Origin of the sequence: Streptomyces tendae (assembly GCF_014650435.1) — a bacterium.
In the GTDB taxonomy this organism is placed as follows: Bacteria; Actinomycetota; Actinomycetes; order Streptomycetales; family Streptomycetaceae; genus Streptomyces; species Streptomyces tendae.
Genome location: NZ_BMUY01000004.1, coordinates 325,224 through 341,409 on the forward strand (window position 1 = coordinate 325,224; position 16,186 = coordinate 341,409).

Consider the following 16,186-nt stretch of genomic DNA (forward strand, 5'->3'; position numbering starts at 1 on the left):
AAGGCATGCCTAACTACCCCGCCCGGCCGCCTTCGCGCCAGGCCCGCCACAGCCGTGCGTAGCGGCCGCCGAGCGCCACCAACTCCGCGTGTGTGCCCTCCTCGACGACCCGCCCGGCGTCCAGGACGGCGATCCGGTCCGCCGCCATCGCCTGGGTCAGACGGTGCGCCACGAAGAGCGTCGTTCGGCCCGCACACGCGGCCAGCACCGCCCGCTCCAACTCGGCGGCACCCTCGCTGCCCGCCTCCGCGGTCGACTCGTCGAGGACCACCACCGGCGCCCGGCCGAGCACCAGCCGGGCCAGCGCGATCTGGGCGACCTTGGTCACGTCCAGGCGCTCTCCGCCCTCACCGACCGGGGTGTCGAGACCGTCGGGCAGCGCGTCGGCCCACCGGTCGGCGCCGACCGTGCGCAGGGCGTCCAGGAGTTCGGCGTCGGTCGCCTGCGGCGCGGCCAGCCGCAGGTCGTCGGCGAGCGTCCCGGAGAACACGTGCGTCTCCTGGGTCAGGATGCTCACCAGGGCCCGCGCCCCGGCCTCGTCGAGTTCCGCCAGGTCGGTCCGCCCGACGCGCACCGAGCCCGCCTGCGGGGTCCCGATGCCGGCGACCAGGGCGGCCAGGGTCGTCTTGCCCGCGCCCGTCGCCCCCACGAGGGCGAGCGAGCCGCCCGCCGGGATCGTCAGGTCGACGTCCCTGAGCACCGGCTCCTCGCCGCCCGGGTAGGTGAACGTCAGTCCCCGCACCGTCACCGGGTACGGTCCGGCGGCCGCGCCCACGGAGGCGTCGCCCACCAGCCGGTCCGCGGCGTCCTCCCCCAGCACGCCGACCAGGCGGGTCAGGCTCGCGCCCGACTTCTGCGCCTCGTCGAAGGTGAACATGATGGCGCCCAGCGGGGTGAACAGCCGGTGGAACAGCAGCGGGGCCGCGGCCACCTCGCCCAGCGTGGCCGCGTCCGCCTCCAGCAGCGCGTAGCCGACCACGATGATGAGCGTCAACCCGATGAACTCGGCGCGGTTCTCCCGGCCGACGAACCGGCCGAAGAACCGGAACACCTCGATGCCGAGGTCGCGCACCCGCCACGACTCGCGCGTGACCCGCTCGCGGAAGGCGCCCTCGAGCCGGTACGCGCGGACGGTGTCGATGCCGTTCAGACCGCTGATCAGGGCCTGCGCCCGGTCGGCCTGGGCCACCCGCTGCCTGCGGTACAGCGGGGCGGACCTCGGCAGGTACCAGCGCAGGGCCAGCGCGTAGGCGGGCAGCGCGCCGGCGCCCGCCAGACCGAGCCGCCAGTCGAGGCCGAACATGCCGGCCGTGGCGATGGCGACGAGGACCCCGGCCGAGAACACCGTGGGAACGGCGGTGCGGATGCCCTTGGAGATCACGGCGACGTCGTCGCCGACCCGGGACAGCACGTCGCCGCGGCCCACCTGTTCGACGCGTGCGCTCGGCATGGCCAGGACGGCGCGGACCGCGGCCTCCCGCAACCGGGCGAGCAGGTCGGCGCCCAGACGGCCGGTCAGGTAGGTGGACACCGCGGTCGCCGCCGCGCCGAGCAGCGCCGCGGCGACCATCAGGGCGCCGACCGTGACCAGGACGGACTGCGACTCGCCCCCGGCCACCGCGTCGACCACGCGGCCCAGCAGCAGCACCGGGAGCACTTGGAGCGCCGCTGAGGCCACCGTGCCGATCACCGTGGCGGCGGTCAGCCAGGGCATCTCGCGGCAGTGGGCCGCGACCCATCGGCCTGCCTCGCGTCCGGTCGCCGTGCGCAGGGCGGCCGGGGCCGGGCGGGTGTCGGTGTCGCTCACACCTACCCGGCCGACTTGACGAGTTCGTCGACGGCGTACGGCATGGAGAGCAGGGTGCCCTGGGAGATGGCCGCACCGACCGCCGGGCCCTCGCTGTCCAGCAGGTACGACACCTTGCCGTTCTTGACGGCGTCCAGGTTGGTGAACAGCTCGAACTTCTTCAACGCGTCCTGGTCCGCCTTGTCGTTGAGGACGAAGATGCGGTCCACGTCGACCAGGTCGACGCGTTCGGGCGAGAGCGTGGTGTAGAAGTCGCCGCCGGCGACCTTGTCGATCTCGGTCTGGTACTTGAAACCGATGCCGGTCACGAGCCGTCCGCGCACGTCCGTGGAGGTGAACGGGGCCACCGAGTCCTTGTACCAGGACAGCACGACGGCGGTCCGGTCCGCGAACTCGGGGTGCGCCTGCTTGGCCGCGTCCAGCTTGCCCTGGATGTCGGCGACCATCTTCTCGCCCTCCTCGGCCTTGCCGAGCGCCTTGGCGATGTGCAGCGCGTTGTCCTGCCAGGGAGCGCTGAACGGCTCCTTCTCGCCCTTGGTGCGGCCCACCGTGGGCGCGATCTTGGAGAGCTTGTCGTAGGCGGCCCGGTCGATCTCGGAGTAGACCGCGACGATCAGGTCGGGGCGCAGGGCGGCGATCTTCTCGTAGTTGGGGCCCGTGTCACCGTTCTTCATGATGACCTCGGGCTCGCTGTCGCCCCACTTGTCCTTCACCCAGGGCCACTGGGTGTTGATGTCGGGGCTCTGGCCGGCCGGGTTGGGGTACTGGTCGACCATGCCGACGGGCTTGATGCCGAAGGCCAGGACGGTCTGGTCGTCGGTGTAGCCGACGGAGACGACCCGCTCGGGCGCCTTGTCGATCTTCGTCGTTCCGAACGCGTGCTCCACGGTGACCGGGAAGGCACCGGCGGCGGCCGGGGTGCCGCCGCCGGCCTGGTCCGCCGAGTCGTCCGAGTCGGAACCGCACCCCGCGAGGAGTCCGACGCCGAGCGCGGCAGCGGACAGGGCCGCCGCGAGTCGTCGCCAGGGCTTCATACGCGTCGTTCTGAGGAGCATCCGGAGATCCCTTTGCTGTCGCGCCGTCCACTGCGCCCCGTCTGAGGGCAGCAAACCTTACCGCGCCTGAGTGAGGTTAGCCTACCCTCACCGGGGCAACTCCGGGGCGAGCTGGTCCAGTTCGACGTGGGTGCGGCCGATCGGCACGATGAGCGGGCGGTCCCCCACCGGGTCGTCGATCACCTTGGCGCGCAGTCCGAACGCCTCGTGCAGCAGCTCGGCGGTGATCACGTCGCGCGGGTGCCCCTGCGCCAGGATCGCGCCCTCCCTCATGACCACGAGGTTGTCGCTGTAGCGCGTGGCCAGATTGAGGTCGTGCAGCACCATCACCACGGTGCGCCCGGACTCGTGCAGGTCGTCGACCAGGTCGAGCACGTCGACCGCGTGCGCGAGGTCCAGATAGGTGGTGGGCTCGTCCAGCAGCAGCAGGCCGGTGCCCTGGGCCAGGGTCATCGAGATCCACACGCGCTGGCGCTGGCCGCCGGAGAGCGAGTCCACCGGACGGTCCGCGAGGTCGGACACGCCGGTCATGGCCAGCGCCCGCCGTACCACGTCGGCGTCGTCCGAGGACCACTGCCGCAGCCAGCTCTGGTGCGGGTGGCGGCCCCGGGCGACCAGGTCGGACACCGTCAGTCCCTCCGGGGCCACCGGTGCCTGGGGCAGCAGGCCGAGCTTCTTCGCCACCTCGCGGGTTTTGAGCGCGGCGATGTCCTCGCCGTCCAGCACGACCGTTCCGCCGGTCGGCCTGAGCAGCCGGGACAGGGTGCGCAGCAGGGTCGACTTGCCGCAGCCGTTCGGTCCGATGATGGTGGTGATCACCCCGGGCGGGATCGCCACGTCGAGACCGTCGATGACGGACCGGGCCCCGTACCCGACGGTGATGCCCCGGGCCGCCAGTCGTGAGGCGCCGTCAACTTCCGTCTCGGTCCCGGTGATGGACTGAACGACCACAAGGCCCCCTCGATTAGGCTCGCCTTACTTTGTACCAGCTATCTGCGGTTCGCCCGCACCAGCAGATAGACGAGGAAGGGCCCGCCGACGGCGGCGGTGACCACACCGACCGGCAGCGAGACGGGCAGGGCGGTGCGGGCGACCAGGTCGGAACCGGTCAGCAGCAACGCCCCCACCAGGCCGGAGGCCACCAGCGGCGGGGTCGGACACCTGGCCAGTCGCATCGCCACCTGCGGCGCCACCAGCGCGACGAACGGCACCGGTCCGGCCGCGCTCACGGCCACGCCCGCCAGCAACACGGCGCACAGCAGCAGGACCGCACGGACCGCGCCGTACCGCACGCCGAGCCCCGCGGCGACCTCGTCGCCGAAGTGCAGCGGCTTGAACTGGAAGGCGACCGAGGCCACGACGACCAGCAGGCCGAGTGTGCACCACAGGGCGACGTTCACCTCGTCCCACGACCGGTTGTCCAGCGAGCCGACCAGCCACGCCTGGGCCCGGGCGACGTCCCTGATGTCGGCGGTGACCAGCAGCCACGTCGTGATCGCCTGCATCACGGCGTTCACCGAGATGCCGATGAGGATGAGCCGGAAGCCGTCGATCCCGCGACGCCACGCCATGAAGTAGACGAGCAGTCCGGTGCCGAGGCCGCCCGCGAGCGCCGCCGCCGACAGGCCCACGGAGTCGGTCACGGCCGTCGCGGCGCCACCGGACACCGTCACCAGGAACACCGCGACGGCCCCGGCGCCGCTGGTGATGCCGAGGACGTCCGGGCTGGCCAGCGGGTTGCGGGCGATCGACTGGGTGAGGGCGCCCGACACCCCGAGCGCGACGCCCACGACGAGTCCGGCGAGGGCGCGGGGCATCCGCAGGTCCATGATCACGAACTCGTCGACCTGCTCACCCCGGCCGAGGATCGTGGCCACGACCCGGGGCAGGGCGATGGGGAAGTCCCCGACGCCGATGGACAGGCAGAACACCAGGAAGCCCGCGACCGCCAGGAGCAGGGTGACGCCCGCGACCCAGGGCCGCCACACGAACGACACACCACCGAACCGCACCCCCGGCGCCACCGACGCCCGCACGTCCGCCTTCACGTCCACCGCCGCACCCGCGCCCTTCGCCTCCACGTCCGCCCCGTTCACGCGTTCTTGAACTTTCCGCGCCACACCAGGACGGCGAAGAACGGCGCGCCGAGGAGCGAGACGACGACTCCCGCGTCCAGCTCTCCCGGCCGTACGACCAGGCGTCCCACGATGTCGCAGACCAGCAGGACGACGGCCCCGAGCAGACCGGCGTACGGCACCAGCCAGCGGTAGTCCGGGCCGGTCAGGTACCGGGCCACGTGGGCCACCATGAGCCCGAGGAAGGCGATCGGGCCGCAGGCCGCGGTCGCCGCGCCGGCCAGCAGGGTGATGGCGACGATGCCGATCGTGCGGGTCCGCGCGATGTTCACCCCGAGTCCCCGTGCGACGTCGTCGCCCAGGTTGAGCAGGTTGACGGAGGGCAGCGTGGTCAGCGCGAGCAGCAGCCCGGCGGCGATGAAGGCGGACACCGGCCAGATGACGTCGAAGCCGACACCGGTCAGCGAGCCCGCGTTCCAGAACCGCAGGGCGTTCAGCGATGCCTTGTCCGTCAGTGCGACCGCCGTGGTCATCGCCGCGAGGAACACCGTGACCCCCTGCCCGGCCAGGGCCAGCGTCAGGGGGTTGCCGGCCCCCCGGCCGATGCTCGACAGCCCGAAGACGACGACACCGGCGACCGCCGCGCCCAGGAAGCCGAACCAGACGTACTGGAACGGGCTGGTGAACCCGAAGGCGGCGATCCCCGACACCACGGCGAACGAGGCACCGGAGTTCACCCCCAGCAGGCCGGTGTCGGCAATGGGGTTGCGGGTGTACCCCTGGATCAGTGCCCCTCCGACGCCGAGCGCGAGGCCGGCCACGACGGCGAGCACCGTGCGCGGCACCCGGACGGTCTGCACGATCAGCCTGATCTCGGTGAGCCGCTGGTCGGACTCGGGCGCCGCGAACAGCCCGTGCCAGACCTCGGCGGGGCTGAGCGCACGCGCACCGACGGCCAGCGACGCCGCCGCCGCGACCACGAGGAGCACCGCCAGCACAGCCAGACCGACAACGCGTCGCCGCCGGACCTCTGTCGGTCCCCGGGGCGCGGACACGGGGCGCTGGGCCGCAGTCGTGGTCATGGCGACGTACACTAACGCGCGCCGGTGCCGGTCCCGTCGGCGACCGTACGGGCCTCGTCGGAAACGGACTTGAGGCCCCGGTCGAGGAGCGACTCGAGGATCTCGCCGACCCGGACGGCGGTGTTGGACAGCAAGGACGACGTGATGCCGTGCGTGTGCTCCGTGCCGCCCTGCAGATAGATGCCGCAGCGCAGGGCGGGGTCGGTGGCGATGCGGTAGTCGCGCTCGACCCGCACCCGGCCCTCGTCGTCGCGCAGACAGCGGTCCGCGACCTCGCCGAGCAGGCCGAGCGGGTCGGCCGGGCCGTAGCCGGTGGCGAAGACCACGACGTCGGCGTCCAGGAAGCTCTCCTCACCGCTGACCAGGGACGTCACGGTGGCGCGCACCCGGTCGGGTGTCTCCTTGACGTCGGAGAGCCGGGAGACGTTGAGGAAGCGCAGCCGCTCGGTGCCGAGAACCTTCTCCCGGTACATCTGCCGGTACAGGTCGTCGATCAGGTCGATGTCCACCACGGAGTAGTTGGTGTTGCCGTGGTAGTCCATCAGCCGCTGTTTGACGCCGTCGGGCGCGGTGAAGTAGTCGTCGACCGCCGCCGGGTCGAAGATCCGGTTGGCGAACGCGCTGTCGTCGGCGGGGCTGTAGCCGTAGCGGGCGAAGACCGCGCAGACCTCGGCCGTGGGGAAGCGGCGGTGCAGGTAGGCGACGTTCTCGGCGGCGCTCTGCCCGGCGCCGACGACGACGAACCGGGAGGGTGAGGTGCCCTCCAACGCGTCGACCCTGCTCAGCAGTTCGGAGTTGTGCCAGACACGGTCTCCGCGTTCCACGCCCTCGGGGACGAGGGGGCGCAGCCCGGTGCCGACGACGAGGTTGCGCGCCCGGTGGACCTCGAGTCCCTCCCCCGAGCGGACCGTCACCTCCAGGTGGTCCACGACGCCGTCCCGCACGATTGGTGCGACGCCGACGACCTCGTGGCCGTAGGAGACCATGTCGTCGACCTTGGCCGCGGCCCACTCGAAGTAGTCGTGGAACTCGACCCGCAGCGGGAAGAGGTTCTTGTGGTTGATGAAGTCGATCAGCCGCCCCTTGCTCTGCAGGTAGCAGAGGAAGCTGTACTCGCTGGCCGGGTTCCGCAGGGTCACCAGGTCCTTGAGGAAGGACACCTGCATGGTCGCGTCGTCGATCAGCATGCCGCGGTGCCAGCCGAAGCGGGGCTGCTGCTCGAAGAAGCGGGCGTCGAGCGCCTCCTGACCCCCGGCCCGTGCGTTGTGCTCGCGGATCGCGATCGCCATGGCGACATTGGACGGTCCGAAGCCGATCCCGATGAGGTCGTGGACCAGCGTGGAGTCAGCAGGAAGAACCGGTGACATGTCACTCCCATCGTGCGCCGGAAACTTAGGTGAGCCTAAGCTAACGAGATACGGCTGTCGATAGGGCATGGCGGGAGAGGATTCGAGCCAACTGGGCTGTCATGCATGGGCGTTGCCCACTAAGGTAAGGCTTGCTTAACCACCCGGTCAGTCCCTGCCTTGAGGAGGAACCCCATGCGGGTCGTCATGTTCGGTTACCAGACCTGGGGGCACCGCACCCTGCAAGCCCTGCTGGACTCCGAGCACGACGTGGTGCTGGTGGTGACGCACCCCAAGAGCGAGCACGCGTACGAGAAGATCTGGAGCGACTCCGTCGCCGACCTCGCCGAGGAGCACGGCGTCCCGGTGCTGATCCGCAACCGCCCGGACGACGACGAGCTGTTCGAGCGCCTCAAGGACGCCGATCCGGACATCATCGTGGCCAACAACTGGCGTACCTGGATCCCTCCGCGCATCTTCGGCCTCCCGCGGCACGGCACGCTCAACGTGCACGACTCGCTGCTGCCGAAGTACGCCGGATTCTCCCCGCTGATCTGGGCGCTGATCAACGGCGAGACCGAAGTGGGTGTCACCGCGCACATGATGAACGACGAGCTGGACGCCGGCGACATCGTCCGGCAGGAGGCGGTGCCGGTCGGGCCGGCGGACACCGCGACCGACCTGTTCCACAAGACCGTCGACCTCATCGCCCCGGTCACCGTCGGCGCCCTCGGACTCATCGCGGCCGGACAGACGGAGTTCACCAAGCAGGACAGGTCCCGGGCGAGCTTCTTCCACAAGCGGTCCGCCGAGGACATCCGCATCGACTGGAGCTGGCCGGCCGAGGACCTGGAGCGTCTGGTCCGGGCCCAGTCCGAGCCGTACCCCAGCGCCTTCACCTTCCACCGGGGCAGGCGGCTGGAGATCCTCGCCGCGGTGGTCTCCGAGGGCCGCTACGGCGGCACACCCGGCCGGATCTTCTACCGCGAGGGCGAGGGCGTGGTGATCGTCGCCGGGGCCGACGCGCGCCGGGGCCGCAACCACGGCCTCGCCGTCACGCGCGTACGCACCGAGGACGGACGGGAGTTGGCTGCGACGGAGTACTTCACCTCCATGGGCGGCTATCTGACGTCCCGTCCCTGAACACCCGCCGACCGGCCGTCGACAACGGGCGGGGCCCGGCCGTGCTGCCACGGCCTGGCCCCGCCCGGGACGGTCGTGCGCCGTCTCAGCCGCTCTTGCGCCGGAACGAGCGCTGACTGGCGGCGGGGCCGTGGGTGCCCCGGATCTTCGCCACGTCGCCGCCCGCCGCGAGGGCCGCGGCCTCCGCCTGTTTGCCGCGCTTGCGCTCCAGCGCCTGGCGGAACTTGTCCTTCAGGTCGTACCGACCGTCGGCGTCGGGTGTCAGGGCGGTGCCCTCGTCCTCCGCCGGCTCCGAACCTGCTTGCGATGAAGACTCTTCAGTCATGACGACCTCCTGGGCTCGGACAACAGGAGCACAGCTTGTCACGACCGGCCGCCCGGAACCACCGAGAATGTGCCCGGGCCCGCCGGCAGGCTCACCGTGTACTGACGCAGGTACGTGTCCAGGTACGGCGACCGGGCGCCCTGGGTGGCGACGTCGTCGGCCGGGTCGTCCAGGGCGAGTCGCAGCTTCGCGCCCCTGACCTCGATGGTGTCGCCGGAGGGCGTGTCGCGCCAGGAGCCGGTCTGGATGGAGCCGATCTCCACGGCCAGCACGTGACCGGCGGCCAGGGTCCAGTCGGTCGCCTTCAGATCGACGCTCATCCGGCCGGACTTCACCAGGGAGACCTGCTCGTCGAACATGACGGCGGTGCCGTCCGGGGCGACGTCGTACAGCTTGAGCATGACGTTGCCCTCCCCCCGGGCGGTCAGGGACACCTGCGGGGTGCCGGTGACGCGCGTGTCCTTCCTCAGCGGCTTCGACCACACGAAGAAGCTGGAGGAGACCTCACCGGCGCGCTGGCGCTTCGCCAGTTCCGCGGCCAGCCCGGCCGGGGCCCGCTGCTCGGTCGCGGGCGCGTTCTCCATGTCCCACCTGCCGGTCGGCTGCGGCGGGGCCTTCGGCGCCGGAACGCCGGACGCGGTCAGGGCCGCGCGGGCGGAAGCGCCGCCGTCGTCCACGTACGAGCCGCCGCCCAGCGCAAGGTTCACCGACCGCTCGGTGACGGGCCAGGTGCGCTGGGCCCGCCAGGCACCGGTGGAGTCCTCCACGGCGTAGGCCGGGTATCGCACCGTCGGCTTGGCCCCCTTCAGGTACTGGTCGTAGAAGGCGAGGGTCTCGTCGTACCAGCCCTCACGGCCCATGGCCAGACGTCCGTCCTCGACGCGGTCGCCGCCGCGCACGTGGTCCCACTGGCCGAGCCAGCCGCGCTCGGACCCCCGGTGGTTGTCGAGGTACTCCTCCATCTCCTCGGGCTTGGTGTTGTTCTCGACGAAGCCCTGCGTGACGAACAGCGGGGTGTCACTGCCCCTGGCCATCCTCGCCAGGTCACGGGAGGTCCAGTGCTCATCCCGCTGATCGGATATCCGGTAGCCGGCCGAGTTCTCCGTCAGGCACTCCGGGTGGCTCTCCTCGTAGCGGGCGGCGGCCTGGTAGCGCGGGTCGTCGTCCGCCATCGGGGGCATCGAGGCGATGGAGTTGTACGCGCCGGCGGTGCCCGTCACGTTCGGGCGGGGCACTCCGTTGGAGTAGATGTACTGGTACATGTCCCACACGGGTTCCTGGGCGACGACGGCCTTGAGCGCGCGCTGGTCCAGGTTGTTGCCGATGAGGCCGGTGACGGCGTCGTAGGACTTGCCGTACATGCCGACCGCGCCGGTGGACCACGGCTGCTTCGCCGCCCAGTCGATCGCGGCCTTCACGTCCGCCTGTTCGCCGGGCCCGCCCCAGTCCAGGCAGCCGGTGGAGCCCCCGAAGCCGCGCAGGTCCACCATGACGAAGGCGTACCCCTGGTCGAACAGGTCGGTGCCCTCGATGAAGTCCTGGAAACGGGCGGAGGGACCGGTGTGCGACCAGCCCTCGGGGCCGGTCTGGCCCGCGTGGGCGAAGTACGGGCCGATCGACAGGATGACCGGCACCCGCTCCTTCCGCTTCATCCCCTCGGGCAGCAGGACGTCGGCGTGGAGCCGGGTGCCCGAGCGGTCGGCGGAGGGGAAGTAGTGCTGGGTCCAGACCGAGCCCTCCGGCACCCGGTCGTTCTCCTCGTGCGTGACGGGGCCGGTACCGGCGGCGGTCGGCCCGGCCTCCGCCTCGTGCGCCGCGACGGCGGGGCCGCCCAGGCCGACGGTCAGGGCGAGGGCGGCGACGAGTGCCGATGCGGTCCGGACGACCGCGCGACGTGGTCTCACATGCTCCTCCTTGGAAGGCGGGTGCAGGTGGTACGGGTGGTGCAGGTCTAGCAGCGAAGTCCCGGCGCGTCGATGGGGCCGAAACGCAACTTCCCCTGTCACATCGGGCGTTGACGGACGCGACCGGGCACCCGTCTCCGGCCGGGCCCTGCCGGACGACGGCCCCGGGTCCTCACCGGCCGGGCACCCGGCCCCGCGTCCACTCCGGAATCGCCCGCGCCCCGATCCGTGCCTAGGCTGGGTCACGCCGACGGAACCGGAGTCCTTGCCGACCGCAGGAGAGTGGGGCGCCATGGCACGGGGTGTCGAATCGATCCGGCGCACCGCCCTGGGCACCCTCGGCGCCCTCCTGCTGCTGATCGGCGTCGCGCTGCTGGTGCTGCCCGGGCCGGGCCTGCTGCTCGTCTTCGCCGGCGTGGTGCTGCTGGCGCGCGCCGTCCCGGCGCTGGACCGGTTCGTCGCCCCGGTCCGCGTCCGGGCGATGCGTGCCGCCGAGGAGAGCGTCTCCTCCCGCTGGCGCATCGCCGGGTCGGTGCTCGTGGGGCTGTTCCTCCTCGCCGCCGGCGTGGCCTGGGGCCTCGTGCCCGAGCTGCCGTACTCCGGATGGGCCACCGGGGCGAGCCTGCTCGTCTCCGGCCTGGTGCTCTTCGCCCTGCTGGTGTGGAGCCACCGGCGGGTCCAGGCGGCCCGGCGCGGCTCGCCACCGGCCCCCGGACGGCCGCGTTGAGGCCGGCGGCCGGGCCGGATCCGCTCGGACGGGTCGCGTCCACGTGGGCCGAGCACCGTCGGGCCGCGAGGAGCGGGGAGACCCGCTGGTAAAATGGGTGCACGCTTCGAGGCGCCCGGGTCCGTACCGAGGGGTACGGACCCGGCCGCGTTCCGGGCGCCTGATCAGAAAGGTCCCCCATGAACGCGAAGCCGACCGCGTCCTTCGACGGCCTCGGACTGCCGCCGGTCCTCGTCGAGGCGATGACCGCCCTCGGGGTGACGCAGCCCTTCCCGATCCAGGCGGCGACCCTGCCCGACGCACTGGCCGGGCGGGACGTCCTCGGCCGGGCCCGGACCGGTTCGGGCAAGACGCTGGCCTTCGGGCTCGCTCTGCTCGCCAGGACCGCCGGCCGGCGCGCGCAGCCGAAGCGGCCGCTGGCCCTCGTCCTGGTGTCGACCCGGGAGCTGGCCCAGCAGGTGAGCGACGCGCTGGCGCCGTACGCCCGGGCGCTGGGCGTGCGCCTGACGACGGTCGTCGGCGGGCTGTCGATCAACCGGCAGACCCAGGCACTGCGCGACGGCGCCGAGGTGGTCGTCGCCACGCCGGGGCGCCTGGCCGACCTGGTCTCCCGCCGGGACTGCCGGCTGGACCAGGTGCGGATCACGGTGCTGGACGAGGCGGACCAGATGTGCGACCTGGGGTTCCTGCCGCAGGTCTCCGGCATCCTGGAGCAGGTGCCCTCCGACGGGCAGCGGCTCCTGTTCTCGGCCACCCTCGACCGCGACGTGGACCAGCTGGTGCGGGACCATCTCCACGACCCCGTTCTCGTGTCGGTCGACCCGGCGTCGGCCTCGGTGAGCACGATGGAGCACCACGTACTGGTCGTCCACCCCGCCGACAAGTACGCGACCGCCACCGAGATCGCCGCCCGCGACGGCCGGGTGCTGATGTTCCTGGACACCAAGGCGGGGGTCGACCGGTTCACCCGTGACCTGCGGGCCGCCGGTGTGTCCGCCGCCGCCCTGCACAGCGGGAAGTCGCAGCCACAGCGCACGCATACGCTCGCCCGGTTCGTGGAGGGTGAGGTCACCGTGCTGGTGGCCACCAACGTCGCGGCGCGGGGCATCCACGTCGAGGCGCTCGACCTCGTCGTCAACGTCGATCCCCCGGCCGACGCCAAGGACTACCTGCACCGCGGCGGGCGCACGGCGCGGGCCGGACGGGCGGGCAGTGTGGTCACCCTCGTCACCCCCGACCAGCGGCGCGAGGTGAACCGGATGACGTCCGAGGCCGGGATTCGGCCGACGGTCACCCCCGTGCGCTCGGGCGAGCAGAAGCTGACCGACCTCACCGGCGCGAAGCGCCCGCCGGCCGGGCAGGGCAAGGAGAGCGGCAACGCCCGGTTCCGCGGGATGGGCACCCGTCCGGCCGGTGCCGCCAAGGGGTCCCGCAAGGCCGTCGAGGCGCGCAAGGCCGCACAGGCACGCGCGGCGGCCCGGGTGCGCAGGGGCCGCTGATACCCGGCGCGGGTGAACATGCCGCCCCGACGGGTGACTTGACGCCCAGAACTTTCCACACACTGATGACAAAGTATGGACATGCCAAGCGGAAGTCTTCTACCTTGGCGGCGGAACGTCCGTCCTACCGCACAAGACCGGAGCGACATCCGGCACGGTCCGGTCCCCACCTCCCGGAGGACCAATGCACCCACGGCTGTTCTCGCGTGCCCGAAGACACCTCATACTTCTGCTGACGTCGGCCGTCGCCCTCGGCGGCGCCTGGGCCGCCCCGGCGTCCTCGGCGGCGCCGGCCGACATCCCGCCGCAGGAACCCGGCGTCACCCTGCGCGTGTTCGACGTCCAGACACCGCTGAACGAGCTGTGCACCCTCAAGCCGGGCCAGACCCCCAACCACGACAGGCTGATGCCGACGGTCGACTGGTCCACCACCGCCGACTTCGGCGGCATCGCCGACAACTTCGTCTCCCAGGCGTCCGGTTACCTGATCGCCCCGCGTGACGGCACCTATGTGTTCCGGCTCGTCAGCGACGACGGTTCGCGGCTGACCCTCGACGGCGCCACGGTGATCGACCACGACGGACTGCACGGCGCGGAGCCGAAGGACGGCACGGTCGAACTCACCGCGGGAGCGCATCCGTTGCGCATCGAGCACTTCGACCGCGGCGGCGGCCAGCAGTTGCAGCTGTCCTGGATGCCGCCGGGCGAGAGCGGGTTCACCGTCGTACCCACCGAGGCGCTGAGCACCGACGCCGGGGTCGTCCGGGTGACGGCGCCGGGCCGCAAGGAGTGCGAGGCCGGGCGCGACACCCCGGGCGACGGTCTGCCGCTCACCTCCGTGCGCCCCGACCTCGACCTCACCGACCTGCGCCCCGAAGGCTTCGAACCGCAGGTCACCGGCATGGACTGGCTGCCCGACGGCCGCCTGGCCATCAGCACCTGGGGCGGCACCGACAACGTTGCCGGGGAGGTGTACCTCCTGGACAACGTCACCGGTGAGACCAGCCGCGACAAGGTCACCGTCGAGAAGGTGGCGAGCGGGCTGCGCGAGCCCATGGGCATCAAGTACGTCGACGGCTCGCTCTACGTCTCGCAGAAGCACGAGCTGACCCGGCTGGTCGACAGCGACGGCGACGACGTGACCGACGAGTACCGCACGGTCGCCACCTGGCCCTACGGCGGCAACTTCCACGAGTTCGCGTTCGGCCTGCTCTACCGGGACGGCTACTTCTACGTGAACCTCTCCGTCGCCATCGACCTCGGCGGCGCGACCACCAACCCGCAGCCCGCGCCCAACCGCGGGACGACGTACAGGATCAGCAAGAAGACCGGGAAGATCAGCCCGATCGCGGGCGGGCTGCGCACGCCCAACGGCATCGGCTGGGGACCGGGCGGCAGCCTGTTCGCCACCGACAACCAGGGCGGCTGGCTGCCCGCCTCGAAGCTCGTCCAGATCAAGCAGGACCGCTTCTTCAACCACTACACCGAGCCCGCCGGGCCCTTCGAGGACTCCCCCGTCACCCAGCCGGTGCTGTGGCTGCCGCAGAACGAGATCGGCAACTCGCCGTCCACCCCGCTGTACCTCACCAAGGGCACGTTCGCGGGCCAGATGCTGCTCGGCGACGTCACCTACGGCGGTCTCCAGCGCGCCTACCTGGAGAAGGTGAAGGGCCAGTACCAGGGTGCCGTCTTCCGCTACACGCAGGGCCTGGAGGCGGGCGTCAACCGGGTCTCCATGGGCCCCGACGGCGCGATCTACACCGGCGGCCTGGGCGCCGACGGCAACTGGGGACAGGAGGGCAAGCTCAAGTTCGGCCTGCAGAAGCTGACGCCCAACGGGGGCAACACCTTCGACGTCCAGAAGATGCGGGCGGTGCCCGGCGGCTTCGACCTGACGTACACCCAGCCGGTGTCCGAGGAGACGACCGCGGAGCTGGCCTCCCGCTACGAGGCCCAGCAGTGGCGCTACACGCCGACCGGCGACTACGGCGGCCCGAAGATCGCCGAGGAGGAGCTGGCCGTGCGGTCCGCGACACTCTCGGACGACGGCCGCACCGTGCGACTGCGGCTGGACGGCCTGAAGCCGGACCGCGTCGTGCACGTGCGCTCCCCGCGCCCCTTCACCTCGGCCTCCGGTGAGACGCTCTGGAGCACCGAGGCCTGGTACACGCTCAACGAGATGCCCGGCAAGCAGCCGCCCGCGGCCACCCTGTACGAGGCCGAGGAGGCCCGGCTGACGGGGAAGGCGGGCATCAACACCGACCACGTCGGCTACTCCGGCAGCGGCTTCGTCGACCGCTACGCCACCGAGGGCGACGTCACCACGACGTTCGACGTGACCGTTCCGAAGACCGGCACCTACGACGTGGGCCTGCGCTACTCCAACGGCCCGAACCCCTTCGAGGGCACCAAGTCGCTCTCCCTGTACGCGGGCGGGAAGAAGGTGCGCCAGACACAGCTCCCGTCCACCGGGGACTGGGACACCTGGTCCACCCGCACCGAGAGCGTGCGGCTGCGGGCCGGCCACAACACGGTCTCCTACCGCTACGACCCCGGCGACACCGGCCACGTCAACCTCGACCTGATCACCGTGCGCCCGCACGGCGCGCGGGTCGCCCTGTTCGACGGCACCGCCGCCTCGCAGGAGCAGTGGCAGCACACGGACGGACGGAAGGTGGCCTGGCCGCTGGCCGAGGAGCGGTCGATGGAGGTGTGCTGCGGCGACATCCGCACCAAGGACGCCTACCAGGACTTCAAGCTGCACGTGGAGTTCCGGGTGCCGCTGCTGCCGGACGACGTGACCGGCCAGGACCGCGGCAACAGCGGCATCTACCTCCAGGACCGCTACGAGCTGCAGATCCTCGACTCCTACGGCGACACCACCCTGGACACCAACGAGGCCGGGGCGATCTATCTGAAGAAGGCACCCGACACCAACGCGGCGACGGCCCCGGAGACCTGGCAGACGTACGACATCGTCTTCCGAGCCGCCCGCTTCGACGAGAACGGCGCCAAGACCGCCGACGCGCGGGTGACGGTGGTGTGGAACGGCCAGACGGTCCACGACGACGTCGCGCTCGACGGACCCACCGCGGCGGGCCGGGCCGAGACTGAGGCCGCCGGGGCGATCCGGCTGCAGGACCACGGGAACAAGGTCCGCTTCCGCAACATCCGGGTCGAACCGCTGGACTGACCCCCAGGCGTGCGGGGCGGTCCCTGACGG

12 protein-coding genes are annotated in these 16,186 nt (G+C 71.6%); 4 read left to right on the forward strand and 8 right to left on the reverse strand.

The window, feature by feature from the left end; translation table 11 throughout:
• Window positions 1-13: 13 nt before the first annotated feature.
• From IE258_RS13505 to IE258_RS13530, 6 genes are all read right to left on the reverse strand, one after another.
• Window positions 14-1,807, reverse strand: a complete 1,794-nt coding sequence (locus tag IE258_RS13505; RefSeq protein WP_189743148.1) for an ABC transporter ATP-binding protein — start codon at window positions 1,805-1,807, stop codon at window positions 14-16.
• Window positions 1,808-1,809: 2 nt separating this feature from the next.
• Window positions 1,810-2,862, reverse strand: a complete 1,053-nt coding sequence (locus IE258_RS13510; RefSeq protein WP_189743150.1) for an iron-siderophore ABC transporter substrate-binding protein — start codon at window positions 2,860-2,862, stop codon at window positions 1,810-1,812.
• A gap of 87 nt (window positions 2,863-2,949) precedes the next feature.
• Window positions 2,950-3,813 carry an ABC transporter ATP-binding protein gene (locus tag IE258_RS13515; protein ID WP_189743152.1) on the reverse strand — a complete coding sequence of 288 codons (864 nt, stop codon included), beginning with the start codon at window positions 3,811-3,813 and terminating at the stop codon, window positions 2,950-2,952.
• A gap of 38 nt (window positions 3,814-3,851) precedes the next feature.
• Window positions 3,852-4,958 carry a FecCD family ABC transporter permease gene (locus tag IE258_RS13520; protein ID WP_229892099.1) on the reverse strand — a complete coding sequence of 369 codons (1,107 nt, stop codon included), beginning with the start codon at window positions 4,956-4,958 and terminating at the stop codon, window positions 3,852-3,854.
• Window positions 4,955-6,019, reverse strand: a complete 1,065-nt coding sequence (locus IE258_RS13525) for a FecCD family ABC transporter permease (protein ID WP_189743154.1) — start codon at window positions 6,017-6,019, stop codon at window positions 4,955-4,957. The genes IE258_RS13520 and IE258_RS13525 overlap by 4 nt, the downstream gene beginning before the upstream one ends.
• Before the next feature lie 11 nt (window positions 6,020-6,030).
• The gene (locus IE258_RS13530; protein WP_189743156.1) at window positions 6,031-7,386 is read right to left on the reverse strand and encodes a lysine N(6)-hydroxylase/L-ornithine N(5)-oxygenase family protein; all 1,356 of its coding nucleotides are present in this window, start codon (window positions 7,384-7,386) and stop codon (window positions 6,031-6,033) included.
• Between the two features lie 174 nt (window positions 7,387-7,560).
• On the opposite strand from IE258_RS13530, the gene IE258_RS13535 reads away from it, so the two are divergent.
• Window positions 7,561-8,508: a methionyl-tRNA formyltransferase gene (locus IE258_RS13535; RefSeq protein WP_189743158.1), complete on the forward strand. Its 948-nt coding sequence runs from the start codon at window positions 7,561-7,563 to the stop codon at window positions 8,506-8,508.
• Window positions 8,509-8,593: 85 nt separating this feature from the next.
• On the opposite strand, the gene IE258_RS13540 is transcribed toward IE258_RS13535, so the two are convergent.
• Entirely contained in the window at window positions 8,594-8,833 is a 240-nt protein-coding gene (locus IE258_RS13540; protein WP_161379950.1) for a DUF5302 domain-containing protein, read from the reverse strand.
• A 38-nt stretch (window positions 8,834-8,871) separates the two neighbouring features.
• The gene (locus tag IE258_RS13545) at window positions 8,872-10,737 is read right to left on the reverse strand and encodes a CocE/NonD family hydrolase (RefSeq protein ID WP_189743160.1); all 1,866 of its coding nucleotides are present in this window, start codon (window positions 10,735-10,737) and stop codon (window positions 8,872-8,874) included.
• A 292-nt stretch (window positions 10,738-11,029) separates the two neighbouring features.
• Here IE258_RS13545 and IE258_RS13550 point away from each other — a divergent pair, with 292 nt between their 5' ends.
• The 3 genes from IE258_RS13550 (at window position 11,030) to IE258_RS13560 (ending at window position 16,156) form a co-directional block, all read left to right on the forward strand.
• The gene (locus IE258_RS13550) at window positions 11,030-11,464 is read left to right on the forward strand and encodes a PGPGW domain-containing protein (RefSeq protein ID WP_189743162.1); all 435 of its coding nucleotides are present in this window, start codon (window positions 11,030-11,032) and stop codon (window positions 11,462-11,464) included.
• Window positions 11,465-11,643: 179 nt separating this feature from the next.
• Window positions 11,644-12,963 (forward strand): DEAD/DEAH box helicase, encoded by a 1,320-nt coding sequence (locus IE258_RS13555; protein ID WP_189743164.1) that lies wholly within the window; start codon window positions 11,644-11,646, stop codon window positions 12,961-12,963.
• 184 nt (window positions 12,964-13,147) lie between these two features.
• Window positions 13,148-16,156 carry a 3-keto-alpha-glucoside-1,2-lyase-like domain-containing protein gene (locus IE258_RS13560; RefSeq protein WP_189743166.1) on the forward strand — a complete coding sequence of 1,003 codons (3,009 nt, stop codon included), beginning with the start codon at window positions 13,148-13,150 and terminating at the stop codon, window positions 16,154-16,156.
• The last annotated feature ends 30 nt before the right edge of the window (window positions 16,157-16,186 follow it).